Annotated in this window: 24 protein-coding genes and 1 pseudogene; 15 read left to right on the top strand and 10 right to left on the bottom strand. The window is 68.4% G+C overall.

Annotated elements, in window-relative coordinates:
• Positions 1 to 106 precede the first annotated feature (106 nt).
• A complete protein-coding gene (locus ACQ4L4_RS09235) occupies positions 107 to 946 on the top strand; it encodes a MipA/OmpV family protein (RefSeq protein ID WP_431103943.1) in 840 nt (279 codons plus the stop codon).
• Between the two features lie 55 nt (positions 947 to 1,001).
• Positions 1,002 to 2,453, top strand: coding sequence for a HAMP domain-containing sensor histidine kinase (locus tag ACQ4L4_RS09230; protein ID WP_431103942.1), 1,452 nt, complete (start codon positions 1,002 to 1,004; stop codon positions 2,451 to 2,453).
• A 179-nt stretch (positions 2,454 to 2,632) separates the two neighbouring features.
• Here ACQ4L4_RS09230 and ACQ4L4_RS09225 read toward each other — a convergent pair whose 3' ends face one another.
• From ACQ4L4_RS09225 to ACQ4L4_RS09215, 3 genes are all read right to left on the bottom strand, one after another.
• Complete coding sequence (locus ACQ4L4_RS09225; protein WP_431103941.1) at positions 2,633 to 2,923, bottom strand: hypothetical protein; 291 nt, start codon at positions 2,921 to 2,923, stop codon at positions 2,633 to 2,635.
• A 113-nt stretch (positions 2,924 to 3,036) separates the two neighbouring features.
• Entirely contained in the window at positions 3,037 to 3,441 is a 405-nt protein-coding gene (locus ACQ4L4_RS09220) for a response regulator (RefSeq protein WP_431103940.1), read from the bottom strand.
• A 108-nt stretch (positions 3,442 to 3,549) separates the two neighbouring features.
• Positions 3,550 to 4,563, bottom strand: a complete 1,014-nt coding sequence (locus ACQ4L4_RS09215; protein WP_431103939.1) for a LysR family transcriptional regulator — start codon at positions 4,561 to 4,563, stop codon at positions 3,550 to 3,552.
• A 70-nt stretch (positions 4,564 to 4,633) separates the two neighbouring features.
• On the opposite strand from ACQ4L4_RS09215, the pseudogene ACQ4L4_RS09210 reads away from it, so the two are divergent.
• The 3 genes and pseudogenes from ACQ4L4_RS09210 to ACQ4L4_RS09200 form a co-directional block, all read left to right on the top strand.
• Positions 4,634 to 6,013, top strand: a pseudogene (locus ACQ4L4_RS09210) (acyclic terpene utilization AtuA family protein); the annotation flags it as partial.
• A gap of 108 nt (positions 6,014 to 6,121) precedes the next feature.
• Positions 6,122 to 6,541: an AtuA-related protein gene (locus ACQ4L4_RS09205; protein ID WP_431104905.1), complete on the top strand. Its 420-nt coding sequence runs from the start codon at positions 6,122 to 6,124 to the stop codon at positions 6,539 to 6,541.
• A complete protein-coding gene (locus ACQ4L4_RS09200) occupies positions 6,538 to 7,563 on the top strand; it encodes a Bug family tripartite tricarboxylate transporter substrate binding protein (RefSeq protein WP_431103938.1) in 1,026 nt (341 codons plus the stop codon). Before ACQ4L4_RS09205 ends, ACQ4L4_RS09200 begins: the two co-directional genes overlap by 4 nt.
• 117 nt (positions 7,564 to 7,680) lie before the next feature.
• On the opposite strand, the gene ACQ4L4_RS09195 is transcribed toward ACQ4L4_RS09200, so the two are convergent.
• The 3 genes from ACQ4L4_RS09195 to ACQ4L4_RS09185 are packed head-to-tail and all read right to left on the bottom strand — an operon-like array spanning position 7,681 to position 9,152.
• The gene (locus tag ACQ4L4_RS09195) at positions 7,681 to 7,872 is read right to left on the bottom strand and encodes a 4-oxalocrotonate tautomerase (protein WP_431103937.1); all 192 of its coding nucleotides are present in this window, start codon (positions 7,870 to 7,872) and stop codon (positions 7,681 to 7,683) included.
• A 27-nt stretch (positions 7,873 to 7,899) separates the two neighbouring features.
• Positions 7,900 to 8,664: a class II aldolase/adducin family protein gene (locus ACQ4L4_RS09190; RefSeq protein WP_431103936.1), complete on the bottom strand. Its 765-nt coding sequence runs from the start codon at positions 8,662 to 8,664 to the stop codon at positions 7,900 to 7,902.
• Positions 8,661 to 9,152 (bottom strand): hypothetical protein, encoded by a 492-nt coding sequence (locus tag ACQ4L4_RS09185; RefSeq protein ID WP_431103935.1) that lies wholly within the window; start codon positions 9,150 to 9,152, stop codon positions 8,661 to 8,663. The genes ACQ4L4_RS09190 and ACQ4L4_RS09185 overlap by 4 nt, the downstream gene beginning before the upstream one ends.
• Before the next feature lie 175 nt (positions 9,153 to 9,327).
• On the opposite strand from ACQ4L4_RS09185, the gene ACQ4L4_RS09180 reads away from it, so the two are divergent.
• Genes ACQ4L4_RS09180 through ACQ4L4_RS09170 form a run of 3 tightly spaced genes read left to right on the top strand, consistent with a single transcriptional unit; the run spans position 9,328 to position 13,056 of the window.
• Complete coding sequence (locus ACQ4L4_RS09180) at positions 9,328 to 9,867, top strand: hypothetical protein (protein WP_431103934.1); 540 nt, start codon at positions 9,328 to 9,330, stop codon at positions 9,865 to 9,867.
• Positions 9,868 to 9,880: 13 nt separating this feature from the next.
• Complete coding sequence (locus tag ACQ4L4_RS09175) at positions 9,881 to 12,076, top strand: AAA family ATPase (RefSeq protein ID WP_431103933.1); 2,196 nt, start codon at positions 9,881 to 9,883, stop codon at positions 12,074 to 12,076.
• Positions 12,073 to 13,056 carry a hypothetical protein gene (locus tag ACQ4L4_RS09170; protein WP_431103932.1) on the top strand — a complete coding sequence of 328 codons (984 nt, stop codon included), beginning with the start codon at positions 12,073 to 12,075 and terminating at the stop codon, positions 13,054 to 13,056. Before ACQ4L4_RS09175 ends, ACQ4L4_RS09170 begins: the two co-directional genes overlap by 4 nt.
• A 39-nt stretch (positions 13,057 to 13,095) precedes the next feature.
• Here the strand turns inward: ACQ4L4_RS09170 and ACQ4L4_RS09165 are convergent, their stop codons facing one another.
• The gene (locus ACQ4L4_RS09165) at positions 13,096 to 13,860 is read right to left on the bottom strand and encodes a hypothetical protein (RefSeq protein WP_431103931.1); all 765 of its coding nucleotides are present in this window, start codon (positions 13,858 to 13,860) and stop codon (positions 13,096 to 13,098) included.
• Positions 13,861 to 14,125: 265 nt separating this feature from the next.
• Here ACQ4L4_RS09165 and ACQ4L4_RS09160 point away from each other — a divergent pair, with 265 nt between their 5' ends.
• Positions 14,126 to 14,497, top strand: a complete 372-nt coding sequence (locus ACQ4L4_RS09160; RefSeq protein ID WP_431103930.1) for a VOC family protein — start codon at positions 14,126 to 14,128, stop codon at positions 14,495 to 14,497.
• 87 nt (positions 14,498 to 14,584) lie between these two features.
• Here ACQ4L4_RS09160 and ACQ4L4_RS09155 read toward each other — a convergent pair whose 3' ends face one another.
• Positions 14,585 to 15,442, bottom strand: a complete 858-nt coding sequence (locus tag ACQ4L4_RS09155; RefSeq protein ID WP_431103929.1) for an amidohydrolase family protein — start codon at positions 15,440 to 15,442, stop codon at positions 14,585 to 14,587.
• A 29-nt stretch (positions 15,443 to 15,471) separates the two neighbouring features.
• On the opposite strand from ACQ4L4_RS09155, the gene ACQ4L4_RS09150 reads away from it, so the two are divergent.
• Positions 15,472 to 16,248, top strand: coding sequence for a GntR family transcriptional regulator (locus ACQ4L4_RS09150; protein ID WP_431103928.1), 777 nt, complete (start codon positions 15,472 to 15,474; stop codon positions 16,246 to 16,248).
• 49 nt (positions 16,249 to 16,297) lie between these two features.
• Entirely contained in the window at positions 16,298 to 17,275 is a 978-nt protein-coding gene (locus ACQ4L4_RS09145; protein WP_431103927.1) for a tripartite tricarboxylate transporter substrate binding protein, read from the top strand.
• A 24-nt stretch (positions 17,276 to 17,299) separates the two neighbouring features.
• Here ACQ4L4_RS09145 and ACQ4L4_RS09140 read toward each other — a convergent pair whose 3' ends face one another.
• Positions 17,300 to 18,391, bottom strand: a complete 1,092-nt coding sequence (locus ACQ4L4_RS09140; RefSeq protein WP_431103926.1) for an SDR family oxidoreductase — start codon at positions 18,389 to 18,391, stop codon at positions 17,300 to 17,302.
• A gap of 147 nt (positions 18,392 to 18,538) precedes the next feature.
• Here ACQ4L4_RS09140 and ACQ4L4_RS09135 point away from each other — a divergent pair, with 147 nt between their 5' ends.
• Entirely contained in the window at positions 18,539 to 19,465 is a 927-nt protein-coding gene (locus tag ACQ4L4_RS09135) for an AraC family transcriptional regulator (RefSeq protein ID WP_431103925.1), read from the top strand.
• A 1-nt stretch (position 19,466) separates the two neighbouring features.
• Here the strand turns inward: ACQ4L4_RS09135 and ACQ4L4_RS09130 are convergent, their stop codons facing one another.
• Positions 19,467 to 20,102, bottom strand: a complete 636-nt coding sequence (locus tag ACQ4L4_RS09130) for a TetR/AcrR family transcriptional regulator (RefSeq protein ID WP_431103924.1) — start codon at positions 20,100 to 20,102, stop codon at positions 19,467 to 19,469.
• A 118-nt stretch (positions 20,103 to 20,220) separates the two neighbouring features.
• Between ACQ4L4_RS09130 and ACQ4L4_RS09125 the strand changes: the two genes are divergently transcribed.
• From ACQ4L4_RS09125 to ACQ4L4_RS09115, 3 genes are read left to right on the top strand one after another with little or no spacing between them, the layout of a single operon-like run.
• Positions 20,221 to 21,633 carry an NAD(P)-dependent oxidoreductase gene (locus ACQ4L4_RS09125; RefSeq protein ID WP_431103923.1) on the top strand — a complete coding sequence of 471 codons (1,413 nt, stop codon included), beginning with the start codon at positions 20,221 to 20,223 and terminating at the stop codon, positions 21,631 to 21,633.
• Positions 21,626 to 22,960 carry an NAD-dependent dihydropyrimidine dehydrogenase subunit PreA gene (gene preA, locus ACQ4L4_RS09120; RefSeq protein WP_431103922.1) on the top strand — a complete coding sequence of 445 codons (1,335 nt, stop codon included), beginning with the start codon at positions 21,626 to 21,628 and terminating at the stop codon, positions 22,958 to 22,960. The genes ACQ4L4_RS09125 and preA overlap by 8 nt, the downstream gene beginning before the upstream one ends.
• Positions 22,957 to 24,426 (top strand): NCS1 family nucleobase:cation symporter-1, encoded by a 1,470-nt coding sequence (locus ACQ4L4_RS09115; RefSeq protein ID WP_431103921.1) that lies wholly within the window; start codon positions 22,957 to 22,959, stop codon positions 24,424 to 24,426. The genes preA and ACQ4L4_RS09115 overlap by 4 nt, the downstream gene beginning before the upstream one ends.
• The last annotated feature ends 12 nt before the right edge of the window (positions 24,427 to 24,438 follow it).

Here is a 24,438-nt window from a genome sequence, read left to right as displayed (position 1 = left end):
TTCAGAGGGAGCTCCGGAGGGAAACAATCGGTGTACGGTAAGGAGTCAGTAAGACACCGGCGCCGAGGATGCGGGCTCCAATCACCGCCCCTCTCGGGAACTTCTCATGGCACCGCAGACACGATTCCTCTCGCATGCGCCCCGGGCGCTCACCCGCGCCGTCTTCTCTTCTGCCGCCGTTCTCTGCGTGTCGGCGCCGCTGTCCGCGATGGCGGCGGGTCCGGGCGGTCCGGGTGGCCCTGGCGGCAAGGAAGGTGAATCGTCCTGGGGCCTGGGCATCGGCGCCGTGAGCTCCCAGAAGGCCTACACCGGCTACGACCGCGAGACCCGGGTGCTGCCCATGCTCAGCTACGAGAACCGCTGGGTGAAGGTGGCCGGGCTGGGCGTCACGGGCAAGCTGCCGAGCTGGAACATCAATCCGTCGCAACGCATCGACTTCGGCCTGGTGGCCAAGCTGGACCTGGGCGGCTACGAGCAGGACGACGCCCCCATCCTCAACGGCATGGCCGAACGCAAGGGCGGCGTGTGGCTGGGCGCCAAGGCCGAGTGGAAGACCGACCTGTTCGACCTCGGCGGCGAATGGACCGCCGACGCCTCCGGCCACAGCAAGGGCCAGAAATTCGCGCTGACGCTGGAGAAATCCTGGCGCCTCGGCCAGCAGGTGATGCTGACGCCGCGCCTGGGCGCGACCTGGGTCGACAAGAAGTACGTCGACTACTACTACGGCGTGCGCGCGGATGAAGTCCGCGCCGGCCGCGCCTTCTACCAGGGCAAGTCGACGACCAATGCCGAGGTGGGCCTGCGCACGATGTACCTGTTCAACCGGCACCACGCGATGTTCCTCGACCTCAGCGTCACGGCGCTGGGCAGCGGCATCAAGGACAGCTCGCTGGTCGACCGTTCGACGGAGAATCGCCTCTTCGTGGGCTATCAGTACCGCTTCTGATGCCTGAGGGACGCCGCGCGCCGGCCGGAGACTGCTCGACGTGAAACCCGGATGGATGAGGAGCCTCGCCTTCAAGGTGATGGTCGCGTACGTCGCCGGGGTGGTGCTCACCGTCGCGACGCTCGCACTCGTCTTCAAAGGGCTGACGAGCCTGCGCGGCCCGCTCTACTTCGACGAGAACATCGCCGAGTTCGCCGAGGAACTCGCCGAGAAGCTGGAGTTCGACGCGTCCGGCGTCCCGGTCGGCTTCAACCAGCAAGAGCGGCAGCGCGACTGGATGTTCGGCGTGCTGAAGGACGACCTGGCGTACCGGCTGCTGGATGCGTCGGGTCGCGTGGTGCTGGCGTCGTCGACGCCGGAGGCCTTCTGGATCGCGAGCGGCCCCGGCGCGCGGCAGCTCAAGCAGGGCAGCTTCGCCTTCGAGTACGCCGGCCAGCCGATGCGCGGCGCCACCGAGGTCGTCGTGCGCCATGGCCGCTCCTGGTACCTGCAGCTGGCCGGCAGCGCGCGGCTCTTCGAACTCTTCCACCTGGACTTCGCGCTGCCCTTCATGGGCATCGGGATGCTGCTGTTCGGCTCGACGCTGCTGCTGGTCTTCGGCCTCTGCGCCTACGTGATGCTGCGGCGCGTGCTCCAGCCGCTGCACGAGGTCTCGGCCTCGGCGGCGGCGATCTCGCCGCGCTCGGTGCACGGGCGCCTGCAGGTCGACCGCGTGCCGACGGAGATCGTCCCGCTGGTCGAGAGCTTCAACCGCGCGCTCGAGCGCCTGGAGCGCGGTTATCGCGTGCAGCAGGAGTTCCTCGGCACGGCGGCGCATGAGCTCAAGACCCCGCTGGCGCTGATCCGCGCGCAGGTGGAGCTCATGGCCGCGGGCCAGGGGCCGGACATGCTGCTGCAGGACGTCGAGCACATGACGCGGCAGGTGCAGCAACTGCTGCTGCTGGCCGAGGCGAGCGAGACGCAGAACTACGTCTTCGCGCCCACCGACGTGGGCGGCGCGGCGCGCGAAGCCGTGGACTACCTCGCCCGGATGTCGACCGCGCGAAGGGTGGTGCTCGATGTCGTGGTCGGCGCCGCGGACGAGGCGGAAGATTCAGGCCAGCCGGACAGGCGGCGCGAGCCGGGAAAGCTGGAACAGCTGGAACAGCCGGGAGAGCTGGAACAGCCGAAAAGGCCGCAAGCGCCGGTGATGTGGGACGCGGACCGGGCTGCGCTGTTCACGCTGCTCAAGAACCTGCTGGAGAACGCCATCCAGCATGCGCCGGCCGGCAGTCTGGTGAGCGTGGAGATCGAGGCCGACCGGCTGTCGGTCCGCGATCGCGGGCCGGGCGTGACCCCGCTCCAGCTGTCGAGGATGTTCGCGCGCTTCTGGCGCGGTGCGCATCGTCGCGACCACGGCGCCGGGCTCGGCCTGGCGATCTGCCAGGAGATCGCCGAGGCGCATGGGTGGACGCTGTCCGCGCAGCCCGAGGACCCGGGGCTGCGGATGGTGTTGACGAAGGGCTGACGGCGTTGAGTCGGCCACGACCCCAACCCTCACCCGCTTGCGGGACAGGGAGCCATTCAGACTCCTCCTATTCCCTCTCCCGCTTGCGGGAGAACAACGGTGCCAAGCGCTGCTTGCTCCCTCTCCCGCTTGCGGGAGAGGGTAGGGGTGAGGGCTAGCGGCGGTGGCAGTGCCGCAGTTCAGGCCGCCGCGACGCTCACGCTGTCCTCGTCGCGCAGTTCCCCGGCGGCCATCTCGTCGAACGACGGCCGGTACTCGGGGGCAGGTCTTGCCTGGCGTTCTTCCGCCTGCGACCGGGCGAGCAGGGCGCGACGCGCGGGGTCCGCCTTGATCAGGCGTCTGGCGCGGCCGATCTCCGCCGCGTGCTCGGGCCGGCGGCGCTCCCAGTCGGCCAGCAAGGGGCCGTGACGTTCAGGGAAGATGCACCACCATTCCACGATCGAAGCCGCGTTGTTGAGGTCGAGCAGCATGCCGGTACTCCGGGAGTTGGATGGCTCGATGATACTGTATTTTTATACAGTAGTGACTCAAAGATGTTGGTCCGGGGCCGCCGCTCCCTGTTGGAAGGGCTTGCGCGGTTGAGTCAGACGGCGCTGGCCCTGATCCGCGATTGGCCGAAGTTCACGGGTGCCTGCGCCAGCACGCTCACCGCCTGGAGCAGGCGCTCCATGTCGTAGGTCTTGTCGTAGAAGCCGGTGATGCCGGCGTCCACGCATCGGGGGCCGTATTCCGCCTCGTCGGCCGAGGTGAGCATGTAGGCGATGCCCTCGTACCCCGCGGCGCGCAGCCGCTCCATCAGCGCGAAGCCGCAGCCGCGTCCGAGGTCCAGTTCCGTCAGCACCAGGTCGGGCGCGCAGAGCGCCGCCAGGAGGACGGCCTGGTCTTCATCGGAGGCTTGACCCACCACGGTCGCGGTGGGCACTTCCCGCAGGCGCTCGTAGAGCGTCTTGCGGAAGGCGGCGGAAGGATCGGCGAGCAGAATTTTCATGGCGGTGTCCTTCGCGCATATTGGCACCGCTCCGCCACGATGTCTGCACCGTGGATGCCTCTGCGGGTGTCAGGCGTTGCCCTACTCGGCAGGTCGGCGTGAAGACGTTCACGATCCCTTGCTGGGCGAACATCGCACCATCACGCCGGGCCGCTTCGGCCCTTCGGCGGCCCAGCGCCACAGCGACTCCGCCATCGCCTGCGCCGAAGCCGACAGCGCGCGATCGCGCCGGCAGATCAGGTAGATGTGGCGCTGCAGGCCCTCGTCGGCGATCGGTCGCGCGATCAGGTCCGGGTGGTTGAAGTGGAACAGCGTCAACGCCGGCACCAGCGTCACGCCGTGGCCTGCGACCACCATGCCGGCCACCGAGCTGAGCTGCTCGAACTCCAGCACCGGCTGCAGGGGCTGGAAGGGCATCGCGGCGTCCAAGGCCTGCCGGATGCTGCTGGGCCGCGCGGCGTCCAGCGCCTGGCGCACGCTGCTGTGGCGCGCCAGGCCGATCACCGCATGGTTCGCGCACTCCTCCAGCCGGGGTCGGCGGCGGCGCGCCATCGGGTGGTCCCGCCGGCAGACCAGGTAGAAATCGTCGGACAGGAAGGGCTCGACCGACAGCTCCGGCGCGGTGGCGCGCACGGCGGCCAGCGCCAGGTCGGCGCGGCCCGTGCGCACGCGCTCCACGCAGCTTTCCGACAGCACGTCCGCGAGATTGAGCTCGATGCCCGGGTACTCCTTGCGGAAGGCCGCGAGGTACGGCGGCAGCCAGCCCGCCACGAGCGCGGGCAACGCAGCCAACGCCACGCGGCCGCGGCGGCGCGCGACGTGGTCGCGCACGTCGTCGGTGGCGAGTCGCATGTCCTGCAGCAGGCGCCGCGCCGGATCCAGGAACAGCGCCCCTTCGACGGTGGGTTCGACCGCGCGGGTCGTCCGGTCGAAGAGGCGGGCGCCCAGGCTGTCCTCCAGCGACCGGATCAGCGCACTGAAGGCCGGCTGCGACAGGTGGCACTGCGCGGCGGCACGGGTGAAGCTGCGCAGCTCCGCCAAGGCCACGAAGGCGGCGAGCTGCCTGGCCGACAGGTTGGCCACCGCGGATCGATAGGTCGAAACGGTCGATGACGGACTCATTCGCTTCCCCGATCAGTTGATCCAAACAATCGAATTCTCCTATGGGCGGGCCAACTCTACAGTGGACGGCATGGAATCCGTCGCAGCGCCCGCTTCAGCATCCCTGTCCACCTCCTTGCTCGTCGGCTGCGCCGCCGGCTTCTCCGGCGATCGCACCGACGCGGCGCGTCCGGTCGTCAATACGCTGATCCGCCTCGGCGGCCCGGCGGTGCTGATCTTCGAGACGCTGGCCGAGCGCACGCTCGCGCTGGCGCAGCTCACGCGGCAGCGGGATCCCGAGGCGGGCTTCGAGCCGTTGCTCGACGAAATGCTGCTGCCGGTCCTCGCGGACTGCCTCGCCCATCGCATCCCCATCGTGGGCAATTTCGGCGCGGCGAATCCGCCCGCCGCCGCGCGCCGCGTGCAGGCACTGGCGGCCGAACTCGGCCTGCGGGCGCCGGTCGTTGCCGTCGTCGGCGGCGACGCGCTGGAATCGCCCGAGCAACGTGCGCTGCTGACGCAGACCTTGGCGCGCGAGGGCCATGCGATCGCCGAGGACACCATCGCCTGCGCCAATGTCTACCTCGGCGCGGAAGGGATCGCGCAGGCGCTGCGGCTGGGCGCGGATGTCGTCGTCACGGGCCGCGTGGCGGACCCGTCGTTGACGGTCGGTCCGGCGCTCGCGTACTTCGGCTGGGCGCCCTACGACTGGGACCGGCTGGCCGGCGCGACGATGGCCGGTCATCTGCTGGAGTGCGGCGCCCAGGTCTGCGGCGGCTACTACGCGGACCCCGGATTCAAGGAAGTGCCGGACCTGCCGAACGTGGGTTTTCCCATCGCCCGGATCCACGCCGACGGCAGTTGCACGGTGTTCAAGGCCGACGGCACGGGCGGCTGCGTCGACGAGCACACCGTCAAGGAGCAACTGCTGTACGAGCTGCACGACCCCGCGGCCTACCTGACGCCGGACGTCGTCGCGGACATCGGCGAGGCGCAGGTGCAGGGGGTCGGCCTGGACGCGGTGCGGTTGTCGGGCGTGCGGGGTCACGCGCGGCCCGAGGCGCTGAAGGCGAATGTGTTCTTCGCCAACGGCTGGCTGGCGGAGGGCGAGATCTCCTACGCCGGCCCGGGGGCGGAAGCGCGGGCACAGCTGGCCGCGACCGTGCTCCGCGCCCGGCTGAAGGCGTGGGAACGGCAAGGCCCGCTGCGGGTCGATCTGATCGGCGTGACGAGCGTGCTGGGCGACGACCGCGGCGAGGCGTGGGCTGGCCTGGACATCGGCGACGCGCGCGACGTGCGGCTGCGCATCGCGGCGAATCACGCGGAGCGCGCCACCGCCGAGCGCCTGACGCGCGAGGTCACGGCGCTGTACACCTGCGGTCCCGCGGGCGGTGGCGGCGTGAGGACGAATCTGCGTCAGCGCCTGGGTCTGAGTTCCTGCCTGTTCCCACGAGAGCGAGCGACGCCCACGGTCACGCTGTCATTGGAAGGCAGCGAGGGCGGCTGGGGCCGGAATGGTGCCTGGGGGTCCCGGAGGGATCCCCCATGCACCGTGGAGCGCCCGCGCCTGGCGACGCGCATGCCGGTGACGTTTCCCACCACCTTCGCGTCGACGACCCACACGGTCGAACTCCGACTCGCCGCCCACGGCCGCACCGGCGACAAGGGCAACCGCTCCAACATCAGCGTGATCGCGTGGCATCCGGCGCTGTATCCGCTGCTGGTGGAGCAACTCACCGAGGCGGCTGTCGCCCTCAGGTTCGCGTCCCGGCGGCCGAGCCGCGTGACGCGCTACCTGCTGCCGCATCTGCACGCGATGAACTTCGTGCTGGACGACATCCTCGACGGCGGTGTCAACGATGCGCTGAATCTCGACAGTCATGGCAAGGCGCTGGCCTTCGTCGTGCTGGCGATGCCCCTGGAGGTGCCGGAGTCTTTGCTGCCGCTGCTCCGGCGACCGGTCCTGAATCACAACGACATGATGGAGATGACGCCATGACTTTTCCGACGCCGATCAGCCGAAGACAGGCCCTGATGACTGCCGCGTGCGCCGCGGCATGCTTGGTGGCCGTGCCGGGTCACGCGCAGGCCCAGGCCCAGGTCCCCACGCAGGCATCGGGCGCGGGCGGCTATCCGAGCCGGCCGATCACCTTCGTGGTCCCCTTCGCGCCGGCGAGCGCGACGGATCAACTGGCGCGGGCGCTGGGGCAGTCGGTCACGGAGCAGACGAAGCTGGCGGTCGTCGTCGACAACAAGGCGGGCGCCAGCGGCATGCTCGCGGCGCAGCAGGGCGCGCGCGCCGCGCCGGACGGCTACACGGTGCTGATCACGACCAACACGACGCAGGCCGCCAATCCGCATCTGTACCGCAAGCTGCCCTACGACCCGGTGAAGGACTTCGCGCCGGTGACCGGTCTGGGCAAGGGCGGCCAGGTGATGGTGGTCAAGGCCGACGGCCCGTACAAGTCCGTGGCGGACGTGATCGCGCACGCGAAGCGCGAGCCGGGCAAGGTGAGTTTCGGCAGCGGGAGCGCGTCGAGCCGCGTCGCGGGCGAGCAGTTCCAGCAGCTCTCGCACACGCAGCTGCTGCACGTGCCGTACAAGAGCAATCCGCCGGCGCTGACCGACCTGATCGGCGGGCAGGTCGACTTCATGATCACCGACACGGCGACCGGGCTGCCGCAGATCAAGGGAGGGAAGGTGAGGGCGCTGGGCTTCTCGATGACCAAGCGCTCGCCGCTGCTGCCGGAGGTGCCGACGATCGACGAAGCCGGCGTCAAGGGCTACGACATGAGCTACTGGTTCGCGGCCTACGTGCCGGCGGCGACGCCGACGCCGGTGGTGCAGCGTCTGCGCGAACTGCTGATCGCCGCGCTGCGCAGCGTGCCGGCGAAGACCTTCTTCGATGGCGCCGGCGTGGACGCCTGGGCCAGCACGCCGGACGAGCTGCGCGTATTCCAGGAGGCGGAGACCCGCAAGTGGGGGCTGATCATCAAGGCGGCGGGCATCGAGCCGGAGTGACGAACGTGATGACGCCCTCTCCCGCTTGCGGAAGAGCGGGGATGACTCCCTCTCCCGCTTGCGGGAGAGGGTGGGGGTGAGGGCCAGCGGCGGTGGAAGTACCGGGGCCTTGATCGCTCACTTCCCCTTCTCGCTCCACAACACGCCGCCCGTGGCCCAGTCCTGACGCTTCACATCGAAGAACACGACGTCGACGCCGTCGGCGCTGCCGCCCAGCACGCGGACGCAGGCCTCGGTGAGTTCCCTGGCCAGATCGGCCTTCTGCTGCGGGGTGCGGCCTTCGAAGAGTTCGACGCGGAGGGTGGGCATGGGTGTTCTCCTGGGAGTGTGGGGGATTCAGTGCCGGAAGCCGGGCGACAGCCGGGCCACGCGGCGCAGCAGCGCGGGCCATTCGGCGTCGCCGTCGCGTTCGGTGCCGTCGCCGATCCATTGGTGGTGGGTGAGCCTTGCAAGTTCGTCGCTGACCTGCAGCACGCGGCCGCCGGTCGCGGCCGCTGCGGCCATCGCGCGCAGTTGGGCCTGCGCGGCGCGCTCGAGGATGTGCATCAGCAGGTAGGCCTCGGCCACCGAGCGGCCGACGGTCAGCGTGCCGTGGTTCTCGAGGATCAGACCGTCGAGCGCGCCGAGATTGGCGACGAGGCGGGTTTGTTCATCGGCGCCCAGCGCCAGTCCTTCGTAAGCGTGGCGGCCGAGCCGGCCGTGCAGGCGCATCGCCCATTGCGAGGTCGGCTGCAGTCCGCCCGGAAGCATGGCCAGTGCGACGCCCCAGGGTGCGTGCAGGTGGATCACGCATTCGACGTCGGGGCGTGCGGCGTGCACGGCGCCGTGGATCGCGAAGCCGCTCGGATTGACGCGCCGGCCGGTGCCGTCGACGACGCGGCCGCGCACGTCGACCTTCACCAGGCTGGAGGCGCAGACCTCGTCGAAGCCGAGGCCGAATTCATTCAGCAGGTAGACGCCGGGCTCGCCGGGAACGGCGGCGGACAGGTGCGTGTAGATCGTGTCGTCCCAACCCGCCAGCGCGGCCAGGCGATAGGCGGCGGCGAGGTCGATGCGGACGTCGGATTCGGTGCGAGGTTGGATGGGCGCTGCCTGGGTCATGGGGCGTCCTCGACGTCCAACGGCCAGTCCAGGCCGCGAAGCAGGGTCTCTGCCAACCGCACGAAATCGCTGCCGAAGTTGTACAGGCGCTCGTCGATCTCGGCGATGACCAGGAAATCGCCCTTCGCGTCAACGAGCACGTCGACGTAGGTGTCGAGCGCCACTGCAATCCACGCGGCAGTGCCGAGCCGCGGCCAGCAGGCAATCCAGTGTTCGCGAACGGGCTCGGGTGCGCGCAGCAAGCGGATGTTGGCCTCGGCGCGATCGGAGTCCGGGGCGGCTTCGCCAACGATCAAGCCCCCGAATTCTTCGAGGAGGGACGTCGCATAGGCCATGGCATCGCCGGCGGCGACGGGTGCGGGCCGTGGCAACGGCTGCCAGCCTGCGCGCTTGAAGAGCTGCCGCACGTAGGGCTCGAAAGCCCAGGCTCCGGCCTCGGAGTCGGCCTCGTCGTCGTCTTCAATCCAGTCTCCGTGAACCCAGGACATTGGCGCGCGTGTCGATCGGTTGCAATGCGGCGGAGTCTATTCGACGCGCAAGTCGAGAGGTCGCTTCGGAATAGTCCTTATCTGTGCGAGCCTGTTGACCGGCGACACTCCTGACCAAGAACAGCAAGCCCGGCGCACAGACCGGCGACAGACGTTCAAGAACAGGAGAGGGGTCATGGGAGAACGAGTGCTGAGCGCGCGATGCATCGTCGCGTTCGTGTCAATGGCGCTGGTGCTGTCGGGCTGCGCGATGAGTCCGGCGAAATTCGAGCAGAAGCGGCTGCGATTCAGCGACCCTCAGGTCTGCGAGGCCTCGGCGGATGCCCGCAAGACCGGGGACGAGGACTTCATCGGAACGGTCACCGCGGAGCTTGATCGACGCCAGCTCGGCGAGGCGCGATGCGAGGCGTTGGCCGCGGACAAGCGCAAGAAGATCGCCTTGGGCGTCATCGCGGCTTTGACGGTCGTGGCCGTCGCGGCGGTGGCGTCTTCGAGGAACGGTGGCGGTGGTGGCGCCACCTATGCCCAGCCCAACTACACGCGACCCTCCGTGCAGCCGTACGCAATGACGGACTACTCCTGGGAATGGGATCAGTTCTTCAACGAGAGGCGGCAGCTGGTGTGGGCGTGTCGCGGCGAGCAGACCGGGCAGTTCGCCGAATCGGCGCGGTGCGCGGGGAAGATCCAGCTCGATCTGAGATGGCCCGGGAATTGAGGAACTTATCGACATGAGGAACGTCAAGCGAGACGCGGTCAGCAAACCCAGGATCCTGGGTGATTCATCGATCGAGGGCGCCATGCACGCCCTGCGGACCCACTACCGGCTTTCCGAAGATCGCAGGCAAACCCGCAGGGCACCGCTTCAGCCTGATCTGTGGCGGGACCAGGAAGTGCAATTACGTTTGAGGGAACTCTTTCTCAGCAAATGCGCCTACTGCGAGAGTCGCCTCGCTATCAAACAAATCGATGTCGCGATCCATCATCGACCGACCGCGAATGCGACAGGCCATATTCGGGTCCCCAGCCCGGATCACTACGCCTGGTATGCCTACGAGTGGGAGAACCTGCTTCCAGCCTGTCAGCAGTGCTCGCGTTCGAAATCGAATCATTTTCCAACCGAGCAAGCCCGCGTGGAGCCCTTCACGTCGCTGGCGAATGCTGACCGACTTGAATTGCCGTTGCTGATGGATCCCTGCAAGGACCCGGTGGGGGAGCACCTTGCCTTCGAGCACGACGGAACGTGTATCGCCCTGTCATTGAAAGGAAAGGCCACGATCAACACGCTGGCGCTCAATCGGGAGGATCTGCTCAAGGAGCGCAGACGGGCCTTCGCCGAGGTTTCATCCGCGCTGAGCGTGAAGCCCGCGAAAACCTTTCAGGTCTTTGACGATCTGCTCACCAATTTTCTTGAAGACAGCGACGAATTTGCTGGCGCCAAATCTCTTTGGCTGGATGGCGCCTTGCGTCGAGTCAGCGACCGGCGTGGCGCGGACACTGTCCCGGCTTCCGTCTTGCGAAGGCGGCTTTGGGAGCTGTCGCGGCAAGGAGACCAGGCGTGGGCCGAGTATTGCCGGCGGCTCACTACCGAGGACTCCACGACACCTATGGCCGGGAAGGTGCAGGAGGGACGCTCGACAAGGGCTAGGCGCGCAGCAGGGATCGCTTCGGTCGAGATAACGAATTTCAAGGGCATCGACAAGCTCTCGATTGACTTCGATGGGGCCCAACCCAACCCGCACGGATGGGCACCTTCGGCAGCACTGCTCGGAGAGAACGCCACCGGTAAGAGCTCGATTCTTCAAGCCTTGTGTCTGGTGCTGATGGGGGCCGATTTGAGGACGCGGCTGGGCATCGATCCCCGGTTGTTCGTACGGACCCTGCCCGACGGCGACGACGAAGACGAGGCGACACTAGAGACCGTTGTGCGGGTTCGTATGGACACTGGCGATGTCAACATGATTCGCGTGGATCGCGATGGGGTGCTGACTCAGGATGCGGGCCCGGGGCCGATGCTGCTCGCCTATGGCGCACACCGTTTCTTCGGTGCCGAAGACTCGGCGCCGGCATCGATTCGCAAGGAGGTGAGCGTCCGGTCGCTGTTTCGGCGGAATCTGCAGATCCCTCATTCGGCTCAATGGCTGGCCGGCATCGACAAGTCTGCTTTCCAGGCCCTGGCGCGAGCACTGCGGGAAGTCTTGAGCCTCGGGCCGGACGACGAGATCTCTCGGGATCCCAGCGGGAACATCGTCGTGTCCACGCATGGACAGCGAATGGCGCTCCACCGGATGAGCGACGGCTATCGCTCTCTGTTCGCCATGGTGCTGGACATCTTCAGGCGAATGATTCTGGAATGGGGAACCCTCGAGGATGCGCGCGGCGTTGTCCTGATCGACGAGGTAGAACTCCATCTTCATCCCAGGTGGAAGATGAAGGTGATGTCTGCACTCCGCAGCGCATTGCCAAACGTCCAGTTCATCTTCACGACCCACGATCCGCTCTGTCTCCGAGGCATGTACGACGGCGAAGTCCATGTGCTGGTTCGAGATGAAGAAGGCGACATCGCGGAATTGATCGGGCTGCCGGACGTGCGCGCGATGCGTGCGGAGCAGCTCCTGACCTCCGAGTTCTTCGGGTTGGCCAGCACCGCAGATCCGGAGCTGTTCAGGGAACTCGACGACCTCGCGTTGAGAGGAGCCTCAGCGCCAGCGGACGACGGCGAGGACGATCGCCGCTTCTCCGAGCAGTTGGCGGCGTTCGACATGATTGGTGACACGCCGGCGCATCAGGTCGTGAACGAGGCGCTTCGTCGCCGAATCGTGGAGCAACTGAATTCCAAGAAGCTGGATCGAGCGCAAGTGAGGGAGGATGCCGTCGCGGAGATACTCCAGCGGCTCCGGGCACAGGGTGGAGGGCCGGAGAATTGAGGTTCGTCGACAGATCCGCGGAAAAGTGCCCATCCTCTCTGGACGGCGCCGAGAGCAAAGGCCAAAAGGAGATCAAGCGTGTCCAGAAGCATCTTTCGAAGCTTGCGCAAGCGCCGGCGCCGGTAGCGGCACCGGCACCGGTAACTCCGAAGCAACAAGCGAAGAAATCCAAGAAGCCCAAGAAGGCCGGAAAGCCGTCATTCAGCGCCTACAAATCCGACGACGTCGTCGCGGCTTTGGAGAGGCTCTTCCACAAGAAGTGCGCTTATTGCGAGTCGAGCTACAAGGCGGTGATCACCATTCAGGTCGAGCATTTCCGACCCAAGAGCAGAGTGGCCGGCGAAACCGCTCACCCTGGCTACTGGTGGCTTGCGGCGAACTGGGACAACCTGCTTCCCAGTTGCGTTCACTGCAACGGGACCGAGTACTTGGCAGTACAGCACTTGTCGGCCGAGCCGGCGTATACGCAGCCCGAAAAGGGTGGGCTGTTCAAGCTCGGAAAATATGACTTCTTCCCGATCGCTGGCACCCGTGCGTTCGAGGACGGCGACAGCCTGGACGCGGAAGATCCCCAGTTGATCGACCCGACAAAGGTGGATCCCCAAAAGCATCTCACCTGGGTCATCGAGGGCGGCCTGAGCCTCGTCGCGCCGATCGCCATGTCAAACGGAGTCTGGGATCCCAAGGGCTTTGAAACGTATCGGAGGTTCGGACTCAACCGCCAAGGACTCGTGGAACTGCGGACCGACCTTCTTCGTGAAGTGATGACAACTGTCCTCCGCGCGGAAGAGTGGTTGAAGCAGGCTGCCGTCACCGAGGCTGGCCCGCAGCGAACGTTTCTGATCGACCAGGCGTTGGGTCTGCTGGACGGTCTGAAGCCGCTGACCGGAGCGCGTAAGCCGTATTCGATGATGGTGAAATCGGCTCTCGACTCGGAGCGCAATCGAATCGAGGAGCAGTTTGGATCGCTGCTCCAATAGATCGCGAACCCGGGATCCGGCTCCCCATGAGTCCGCAGCTCACACCCCCGGCACGCACACCATCGCAATGCTCGCCCACACCCCGAAGCTGAAGTACGGCGTGAGCCACAGCGCATCGGCCTTCCACGCGACCCAACTGCCGCTCGGGACGCGGCGGTGCCAGGCGTCGCGCGCGCCTTCGTCCAGGCGCATGTAGACGAGGCCGCGCGCGCGGCCCTCGCGGTAGCGGCGGCAGTACATCGGCACGTCCACGCTGAGCACATACGCGACGAAGCCGATCGCGCCTACGATCCCGAACAGCGCCACCGCGTGGACCCAGCCGCTGCTGTTCAGCGCGATGACGCCGAGCAGGATCGCCATCCAGCTGAAGCCCGCCGCCCAGAGCGAGGACTCGACCGCTTGCGTGATGTGGTTCAGCGTCAGCACGCTGTGCCAGCAGAAGCCTTGCGCGATCACCATGAACAGCGGGATCGCCCACGCCGCCTTCTGGACCGCCGGCATGCCGGCGTGCCCGGCCAACTGGTGGACCAGCAGCCCCAGTTGGAACGCGAAGCAGATCTCCGCGATCGTGGCCGCGGTGCGGCCCAGGAAGATGCTGGAGAGGTGGGTGTCCACGACGACCAGTCGCTCGAGGTCCACCCGCGGAAACAGCGAGCGGTAGGCGCAGACCAGCACGTAGACGCCGGACAGGGCCAGGTGCAAGTGAGCCTGGAAGCCGTCGATCGGCGCGAATTGCAGCACCGCCAGCCACAGGCAGACGTTGAGCACGGCGATCGCGCGAAGGGCGCGCCACCAGGACAGCACGCCGGGATCGGCGCCGGCGAGTCCTACAGAAGAAATATTGCGAATTGATGACATTTCGCGGTGAGGGTAACCGCGACTCGATGGCCCAGGGAATGGCCCGGATGGCTCATTCGGCGCTATTGATGGCCTGCGGAAGGAGCTTGGCGAAGGCGCCGCGGAAATGGCGCCGATGAGGCGCCGATGAATCGCCTATAGGTCGCCAATGAGTCGCCAATGAGTCGCCGACAGATGGCGCGATGATGGACACACCCTTTCAGGAGAGCTCATGTTCGACCACGTCAAATTCGGCGTCCGCGACTATGCCGCCAGCAAGGCGTTTTATCTGCAGGCGCTCGCGCCGCTCGGCGTGACGATCGGCGGGGAGGGCGTACCGACCTACGGCATCGAGATCTGCGGCAGCAACGACGCGTCGCTGTGCCTGTTCCAGACCGAGGAACGGACGGCGCAGCTCCACATCGCCTTCGTCGCCCAGACCCGCGAGCAGGTCGACGCGTTCCATCGCGCCGCGTTGGCGGCCGGCGGCAAGGACAACGGCCCGCCCGGACTGCGTCCGAAGTACCACGCGAACTACTACGCCGCCTTCGTGATCGATCCGGAGGGGCACAACATCGAGGCGGTCTGCCACGCGCCAGGCTGACCGGTCCTCGGCGCTGCTTTCAGAGCGCTCTGCTGGAGGCGCGATCGCGGTCAGTCAGCCCCCGGAGAGGCCGCCGCGAAGCGGCGCTCAGAACCCGTACAGGCTCAGCGCGTTGTCGGTGAGCACGACCTCGCTCATCGTGTCCGAGGCCAGCCAGTCGGCGATCCACCGCGGCGATGCGGACGTCGCCTGCGCCTGCTCATGGGCCGTGCACGGCCAGTCGCTGCCCCACACCAGCCGCATCGGACCCACGCGGTCCAGCCAGCGGGTCGCCAGGTCCTGGGCCTCGCACCCGGCCGCGAGGCGGTAGGGCGCGCTCAGCTTCACGTAGAGCCGGTCATGTTGCCCGGCGACCAGGCCGCTGAACTCGGTCGGCGACGCCGGCTTGCCGAAGTGGTCGACGACGACCGTCAAGGACCCGGGAAGCTGACGCAGCACTTCCGCGAGACGCCCGTGGTCCGTGTGGATCTGCAGATGCCAGGACAGCGCCTCCAGCTGATCGAACAGCGGATGCAGGTCCTCGCCGATCCGGTGGTCGGTGCCGACCAGGTTGAGACGGACGCCGCACACGCCCAGCGCGTCCATGCGGCGGAGCTCGTGGACCGCGAAACCGGGCGAGACGACGGCCACGCCGCGGAGCTGCGCGGGCCGCTCGGCCAGCAGCTGAAGCAGGTGGCTGTTGTCCGTGCCGAGGAAGCTCGGCTGCACCAGCACGCCGTGCGTGATGCCGTTCGGCGCGACCGTCGCGTCCCAGGCCTCGATCGGCGCCGCGTAGTCCGGCACATAGCGCGATCCCGGCGCGCCTGTGGTCGTCAGCGCAAACGCGTGGAAGTGCGCGTCGACCACGCCCGAGAGGGGCTGGCCGGTGACCGCGCCCGAGCCCGGCGTGGCGGCGGCCTCGCTCGGGCCGGTGGGGTTGACGGCGGGGAGGGGCGTCGGCATCATGAGCGAATTCTAGTCCTATAGAGGACTGCATGAAAGCAGCTTTGCGAACACCGAGCACATCAGGTCCATCGGGGACCTCCGACAGGGGGCTCGCCTCCACCGCCGGCGTCAGCCGCTATGCGCAGCTCGCGCAGGACCTCCGCCAGCGCATCATCGGCGGCGAGTGGTCCGCGGGCGCGGCCATCCCTTCGGAGACCGAGCTCGCGCAGCGCTTCGGCGTGGCGCTCGGCACGGTCCGGCAGGCCGTCGCCATGCTGGCGGCCGAGGGCATCATCCAGCGCGTGCACGGCAAGGGCACCTTCGTCACGCAGGGCTTGAACGGGCCATCGCTGCTGCGCTTCTTCCGGTTCCGCGGTCCGGCGGACGGTCCGCCCACGGCGCAGGTCCGGCGCTGCCAGACCGTGCGCCTGCGCGCGGCCGAGGCCCAGGCGCTCGGACAGGAGACCGGCGACGCCGCGCTGCGCGTGAAGCGGGTGCGGCAGCTCGACGCGAAGCCGGTGCTCGCCGAGGACCTCCTGCTGCCGCTCGCCCGCTTCGCCGCGTTGCGCGAGCTCCCGCTCCGCGAGTGGGAGGACCTGCTCTATCCGATGCTGGCCCGCCTGTGCGGCGTGACGGTCGCGCGGGCCGCCGACGAGCTGACCTTCGGTCATCTGGACGCCGCGACCGCGGCCCTGCTGGACCTGCCCGAGGGCGCGCCCGGGATCCGCGTCGATCGCAAGGCCTTCGACCTCGGCGGCCAGTGCATCGAGCTGCGCACCACCTGGGGCGACGCCACCGCCTTCCACTACAGCGCCGAGACGCGCTGATCCCCTGCGCCGAGAAGCGCGGGTTCCTCTTTTTCCCTGGAGACCGATGATGATCCAACGACGCCATGCCGTGCTGACGGCGCTGGCCCTGGCCGCCCTGACCAGTTTCTCCGGCGGCGCCTCGGCGCAAGCCTGGCCGACCAAGCCGGTGACCTTCATGGTGAGCTACCCGCCCGGCGGCGGCGCTGACCTGATCGCGCGCCTGATCGCGCCCAAGGTCGGCGAGGCGCTCGGGCAGACCATCATCATCGAGAACCGCCCGGGCGGCAGCGGCCAGATCGCCGCCGACGCCGTGGCGCGCGCGCCGGCCGACGGCTACACGCTGCTGTTCGACGCGTCCTCGTATGCCGTCACGCCGACGCTGTTCCCCAACTCGCCCTACAAGCAGGGCAAGGCCTTCAAGACGGTCGCGGTGACGGCGCTGTTCCCCAACGTCGTGCTGGTGAACGCGCAGTTCCCGGCGAAGAACGCCGCCGAACTGGTGGCGGCGGCCAAGGCGAAGACGGATGCGGTGGCCTTCGCCTCGTCGGGCAACGGCTCGGCGCAGCACATCGCCGGCGTGCTGTTCGAGCAGTCGGCGAAGGTCGAGATGATGCATGTGCCGTACAAGGGCGGCGGACCCGCGCTGACCGACGTGATCGGCGGCCAGGTCCCCGTGTTCTTCGGCAACGTGGCCTCGACGCTGCAGTACGTGAAACAGGGCAAGCTGCGCCCGCTGGCGGTCAGCGGGAAGAAGCGCTCCGCGGCATTGCCGGACGTGCCGACCGGCGCCGAGGCAGGACTGCCCGGCTTCGAGATGTACGAATGGAACGGGCTGTTCGCCCCGGTCGGCACGCCCGCGCCGGTCGTCGACCGGCTGTCCAAGGCCGTGCAGCTGGCGCTGGCCTCGCCCGAGGTGAAGGCGCGGATCGCCGAGCTCGGCGGCGACGCCTTCCACGGCGGCGTGGCCGAGTCGGAGAAGTTCGTCAACGCCGAACTCAAGCGCATGGCCACGCTCATCAAGGAGCGGAGCATCACCGTCGAGTGAGCGCTCCGCGGGGTGTTGCGCGCGCTACTTCGCGTCGCGCAACATGCCCAATCGGATGAGGCTCTCGGCGGTCGCCACGATCGCCTCCTCGTTCGACCGCGGCCGCCAGCCCAGCACGCGTCGCGCCTTGTTGCCCGAGGCGTTCATGTTCCGGTCGAGCAGCCAGGCGACGCTGCGCCCCGCGGGCGTGCCGCGCCCGATCAGCTTCACCAGCCAGTTCGGCAGCACCCGCGTCTTCACGCGGCGCGCGTCGGCGCCGAGCCGCCGCTTGAGCAGCTTCGCGATGTCGACCATCCACAGGCTGTCGCCGGCGGTGGCGAGGAAACGCTCGCCGTTCGCGGCCGGGTCGACCATCGCGCGCAGATGCAGGTCGGCGACGTCGCGGACGTCGACGACGCCGGTGTTGATCTTGGGGCAGCCGGGCTGGCCGTTCATCATCCGCTGGATGAGGCCGATGGAATGGGAGGTGTCGGGACCCAGCGCCGGTCCCAGCACCGCGACCGGATTGATCGCCGAGAGCTCGAGCCCGCGACCTTCCTTCGCGATGAAGTCCCAGGCGGCACGTTCAGCCAGCGTCTTGGACTTCTGATACGGCCAGACCTGGCCGGAGAGGTCGCTCCAGTCCGTCTCGTCGAAGGGGCGGGACATCGGCCCGTGGCCGGCGCAGATCGCGCCGAAGGCGGAGGTCAGCACGACGCGCTGGACGCCGGCCTCCCGCGCCGCGCGCAGCACGCGCAGGTTGCCGTCCACCGCGGGGCGGATCCAGTCCTCTTCGCTCGCATACGTGCCCGAGGGCGTCGGCGAGGCGCCGTGCAGCACGTAGCGGCATCCCGCCACGGCCTCGCTCCAGCCGGCGTCGGCCGACAGGTCGGCGACGACGAAGGACAGGCGATCGCCGGGATCGGCACCACCGACGCGCAGGTGGGCGCGGACCTCGGCTTCGCGCTTCGCGGTGCGCAGGGTGGTGCGCACGTGGTAGCCACCGGCGAGCAGCGCGAGGATGCAGTGCTGGGCGATGAAGCCGGTGCCGCCGGTGACCAGGACGAGGTCGCCGCGCGGGTCCTTCGGATCGTTCCGATGGTCCGGAGGGCCGTCGAGGTCGTTCGAGTTGCTCATGTCGTTCATGCTCTTCAAGTCTTCCACGGAGGTGGCCTCGACGAGCGGTGGCGTCCGCTGCCCCGAGGCCGAAGACCGGCACGATAGGAGTCGGCGTCCGAACTGTGAATGCTTGAGCGTACGCATCACTTGCGTGATAGTTCGGAAATGCAGGCTGATCCGTTTTCCGACATCCTCAAGTTCACGCGCGCCGAGTCGCTGGTCACCGGCGGCTTCCGGGCCGGCGGCCAGTGGGCGATCCGCTTCCCCGCGCCCGACAAGATCAAGTTCTTCGCCGTCGTGAAGGGCCGCTGCTGGGTGCGCATCGAGGGCGAGCCCGACGCGGTCCTCTTCGAGACCGGCGACGTGGGGCTGCTGGCGGCGAAGCGGGCGTCGGTGCTGGCGAGCGCCCTGGACATCGAGCCCGTCGATGCGATGGGACTCTTCTCCGGCGCCGGCCGCTCGACGGCCACCTTGGGCGACGGCGAGGACTTCGCGCACCTCGGGGGTCATGTCTTGCTCGACCCGGCGAGCGGACGCCTGCTCGAGGGCGTCCTGCCGCCGTGGATCCACATCCGGGCGGCCTCGCCTCGGGCCACGGTGTTCCGATGGGTGCTGGACCAGCTCGTCGAGGAGCGGGCCCATCCGCTGCCCGGCGCGCAACTGGTGACGGAGCAACTCTCGCAGCTGCTGTTCATCCAGATCCTGCGCGCGCATCTGGAGGCGTCGGGCTCGATGCCCGCCGGGTGGCTGCGCGCGCTGGCGGATCCGCGCCTTGCGCCGGCCTTGCGCCTGATGCATGGCGACCCCGCGCGAAGCTGGCATCTCGAAGAACTGGCGAGCGCCTGCGCGATGTCGCGGACGACCTTCGCCGTGCGCTTCAAGGACATCGCGGGCGTCGCCCCGCTGAGCTACCTCGCCGACTGGCGCATGCGACTGGCGGAGCGCGCGCTGAGGGAGGAGGACACGCCGGTGGCGGTGCTGGCGCGCTCGCTCGGTTATGCGTCCGAGAGCGCCTTCAGCAACGCATTCAAACGTGTCACGGGGAAGTCGCCGACGACGTGGCGGAACTCCGTGGCGGACAGCACGCGCTGAATCAGCCGCGCAGGCTCTTCATCACCACACTCGTGATCAAGGCATGGGCGGCATCGAGGTCGCCCTCCGACAACTGCCGCTTGCCCATCACCACGGCGAACTGGGGGCCCAGGTCGGCATACGCCTGGGTCGAGGACCAGATCAGGAACATCAGGTGCGTGAAGTCCACGCGCGCCACCAGGCCCTGCTTGGCCCAGCGCTCGAAGGTGCGCACATTCGCGCGCAGATGCGGCACGACGCTCTTGGCGAGCTTGTCGGCGTAGCGGGGCGCACCGGCCATGACTTCGCGCGTGAAGACCGCCGAGCCGCCCGGACGCTCGCGTGAGAAACGCAGCTTGGCGCGAATGTAGGCGCTGATCGCCGACTCGGGCTCGTGCTCCCTGGCCAAGGTGTCCATGCTCTCGAGCCAGGACGCCAGCACGCTGTCGAGCACGGCACCGTACAGCTCCTCCTTGCTCGCGTAGTAGTACAGCATGTTCTGCCGGCTGATCGACAGCGCCGCGGCGATGCTGTCGAGCGAGACGCCCTCGAAGCCGAAGCGCGCGAACTGCTGCTCGGCCTCGGCCAGGATCTGCGACTGCTTCCGGATGCGGGCCGCACTGGCCTTGCGCGGCGGTGTCTGCAACTGTTTCTCCATGCACCGATTGTGGGCGGCAACGCCCCAGGACGTCTTCATCGGGTTTTTACGCGATGGTCAATTTTTTACTTCTCAGTAAATATCGCCGCCGTACTGACCGCCAACGGATGAGGTCGAGATGACGAACGTGCCATCGCCACACACATCGGACGACAGCCCTCCGGGCGGGATCCGCGCCGGACGGCTCGATGCCGCCGCCTACGCCCGCAACTTCGGCGACGCCCACCCCGCGCTGACCCGCGTGCAGGCGCTGATCGAGGCCGAGCGCTGCTACTACTGCTTCGATGCGCCCTGCATCGCGGCCTGTCCCACCGGCATCGACATCCCGACCTTCATCCAGCGCATCGCGCAGGACAACCTCCGCGGCGCGGCGCGCGCCATCCTGGAGGCCAACCCGCTGGGCGGCCTGTGCGCGCGGGTCTGTCCGACCGAGGTCCTGTGCGAGCAGGCCTGCGTGCGAGACAGGAACGAGGACAAGCCGGTGGAGATCGGCAGCCTGCAGCGCTACGCGACGGATGCTCACTTCTCGGCGCCCGGCGCGCCGCTGTTCACGCGCGCCGCCGCGACCGGCCGGCGCGTGGCCGTCGTCGGCGCGGGTCCGGCAGGCCTGGCCTGCGCGCACGGCCTGGCGCGACGCGGCCACGAGGTGGTGCTCTTCGACGCCCAGCCCAAGCTGGGCGGACTCAACGAGTACGGCCTGGCCACGTACAAGACGGTGGGCGACTTCGCGCAACAGGAGATCGACTGGCTGCTGTCCATCGGTGGCATCGAGCCGCGCTGCGGACAGCAGCTCGGCCGTGACTTCACGCTCGACGAGCTGCTCGCGGGCTTCGACGCGGTCTTCCTCGGCATGGGCCTGGCGGGGGTGAACGCGCTGGGCATCGAGGAGCCGCAGCTGGACGGCCTGCGCGCCGCGGTGGACTTCATCGCCGAGCTGCGCCAGAGCGATCCCGCGCAGGTGCCGGTCGGCCGGCGCGTCGTCGTCATCGGGGGCGGCATGACGGCGGTGGACGCGGCGGTGCAGGCCCGTCTGCTGGGCGCCGAAGAAGTGACGATGGTCTACCGGCGCGGGCCGGAGTCGCTCTCGGCCTCCGACGTCGAGGTGCGTTGGGCGCAGACCAACGGTGTCACGGTGCGTCATTGGGCGAAGCCCACGGCGGTGCTGGGCGACAGCGGGCGGGTCATCGGCGTGCGCTTTGCCGCCACGGCGGAGCAGGGCGGCCAGCTCGTGGAGACCGGCGAGGTCTTCACGCTCGCCGCCGACATGGTGCTCAAGGCCATCGGCCAGACCTTCGTCGCGGAGCCCGTCGGCGCCGCGATCACGCTCAACGGCGGACGCATCGGCACGGACGACGACGGGCGCACCAGCCACCCGCGGGTCTGGGCCGGCGGCGATTGCCGCCACGGCGGCCGCGATCTGACGGTGGAAGCCGTCGAGCACGGCAAGCGCGCGGCCGTGTCCATCGACGCCGCGCTGCGCGACGCGGCCGGCAGTTCCGAGGCACGCCCCCAGGAGGTCCACCGTGGCTGATCTCACCACCACTTTCGCGGGCATCAAGAGCCCCAACCCGTTCTGGCTGGCGTCCGCGCCGCCGACCGACAAGGAGATCAACGTCACCCGCGCGTTCGAAGCCGGCTGGGGCGGCGTGGTGTGGAAGACGCTGGGCGAGGATCCGCCCGTGGTCAACGTGAGCGGCCCGCGCTACGCCACGCTGATGTCGCAGGACCGCCGTGTCATCGGCCTGAACAACATCGAGCTGATCACCGACCGGCCGCTGCGCACCAACCTCGAGGAGATCGCCCGCGTCAAGCGCGCCTGGCCGGACCGTGCCATGGTCGTCTCGCTGATGGTGCCCGTGGACGAGATGGCCTGGAAGCGCATCCTGCCTATGGTGGAAGACGTGGGCGCCGACGGGATCGAGCTCAACTTCGGCTGCCCGCACGGCATGAGCGAGCGCGGCATGGGCGCGGCCGTCGGCCAGGTGCCCGAGTACATCCAGCGCATTGCCGAGTGGTGCAAGCACTACTCCCGACTGCCCACCATCGTGAAGCTCACGCCCAACATCACCGACGTGCGCCACCCGGCGCGCGCGGCCAAGGCGGGCGGCGCGGATGCCGTCAGCCTGATCAACACGATCAACTCCATCATGGGCGTGGACCTGGATCGTCTCGCCATGCTGCCCAGCACCGACGGCTGGGGCTCGCACGGCGGCTACTGCGGCCCGGCGGTCAAGCCCATCGCGCTGAACATGGTGGCCGAGATCGCCCGCGATCCGCTGACGGCCGGCCTGCCCATCTCCGGCATCGGCGGCATCACCACCTGGCGGGACGCGGCGGAGTTCATCGCCCTGGGCGCCGGCAATGTGCAGGTCTGCACCGCGGCCATGGTCTACGGCTTCAAGATCGTGCAGGACCTGTGCGACGGGCTGTCCAACTACCTCGATTCGCGCGGCATGCGATCCGTGGAGGAACTGCGGGGCCGCGCCACGCCGACGGTGAAGGACTGGAACGCGCTGAACCTCAACCACGTGGAGAAGGCCGTCATCAACCAGGACAGCTGCATCCAGTGCGGTCGCTGCCATGTGGTCTGCGAAGACACCTCGCACCAGGCGATCAGCGCGACGAAGGACGGCAGGCGCCACTTCGAGGTCAAGGACGAGGAGTGCGTGGGCTGCAACCTGTGCGTCTCCATCTGCCCGGTGCCCGACACGATCACGATGCGCGCGCTCAAGCCCGGCGAGATCGATCGTCGTACCGGCCAGCCGGTCACCGGTACCTACGCCAACTGGACGACGCACCCGAACAACCCGCGCAGCCACTGTGCGAGCGCGCCCGAGACCGTGCAGGGGGCCGCATGAGCACGCCGGGCAACGATCAGCTGTCCAACGCCGACCTGGCGCCCACCCGGCCGGAGCAGCGCACCTGGCGCTGGTACCACTTCGCCGCGCTGTGGGTGGGCATGGTGATGTGCATTCCCGCCTACACGCTGGCGGCGGGACTGATCGAGGCCGGCATGTCCTGGCGGCAGGCCGTGCTGACCGTGTTTCTCGGCAACTTCATCGTGCTGATCCCGATGCTGCTGATCGGCCACGCGGGTGCCAAGCACGGCATCCCGTACGCGGTGCTGGCCCGGGCGTCCTTCGGCACGCGCGGCGCGCGGCTGCCGGCGCTGCTGCGGGCCCTGGTGGCCTGCGGCTGGTACGGGATCCAGACCTGGTTCGGCGGCATGATGATCTACACGCTCATCGGCACGATCCTGGGCCGCCCGCTCGACGCCGACCCGTTGCCGGGCCTGGGCATCACGGCCGGACAGCTCGTGTGCTTCCTGGCGTTCTGGGGGCTGCAGTTCTACTTCATCGTCCACGGCATCGAATCGATCCGCAAGCTGGAGACCTACACGGCGCCGATCAAGATCGCGATCTGCTTCGTGCTGCTGGGCTGGGCGTGGCAGCGTGCGGGCGGCTTCGGACCGATCCTCGACCAGCCCTCGCAGTTCGTCGAGGGCGGCAGGAAGGCCGGGCAGTTCTGGGCCGTGTTCTGGCCCTCGCTCACGGCCATGGTCGGTTTCTGGGCCACGCTGGCGCTGAACATCCCCGACTTCACGCGCTTCGCCAGATCGCAGCGCGACCAGTTCGTCGGCCAGGCCATCGGCCTGCCGGCGCCCATGGGCCTGCTCGCCGCGCTGGCGGTGATCGTGACCTCGGCCACGGTGGTCATCTTCGGCAAGGCGATCTGGGACCCGGTGGACCTGGCCAGCCGCATGACCGGCGCAGCCGTGCTGATCGCGCTGATCGTGCTGCTGATCGACACCGTGAGCGTGAACCTCGCGGCCAACCTCGTCGGCCCGGCCTTCGACTTCTCGGCGCTGGCGCCTCGGCGAATCTCGTACCGCACCGGCGGCTTCATCACCGCCGGTCTGGCGCTGGCCATGATGCCCTGGAAGATCCTCGAGTCGACGCAGGGCTACATCTTCACCTGGCTGATCGGCTACTCGGCGCTGCTCGGTCCGGTGGCCGGCATCCTGATCGTCGACTACTACCTGATCCGGCGCACCGAGCTGCAGGTCGACGACCTGTACCGCGAGGGCGGGTGCTACAGCTACGGCTCGGGCTGGAACCGGGCCGCGCTGCTGGCCTTCGTGCTCGGCGTCCTGCCCAATCTCCCGGGCTTCCTGAACGCGGCGCTGCCGGCGCGGTTCGGCGACGTGGCGGAGCCCTTCAAGCTGATCTACACCTACGCCTGGTTCGTCGGCATGGCGATCGCGGCGGTGGTCTATCGCGTGGCCATGGGCGCGCGCGCAACGCCGGTACCGGCCAATGCCTGAGGAGATGTCGAG

It is taken from the genome of Roseateles noduli (genome assembly GCF_050626985.1).
GTDB classification, from domain to species: Bacteria; Pseudomonadota; Gammaproteobacteria; order Burkholderiales; family Burkholderiaceae_C; genus Roseateles; species Roseateles noduli_A.
This window is presented reverse-complemented; position numbering and strand designations above follow the sequence as displayed.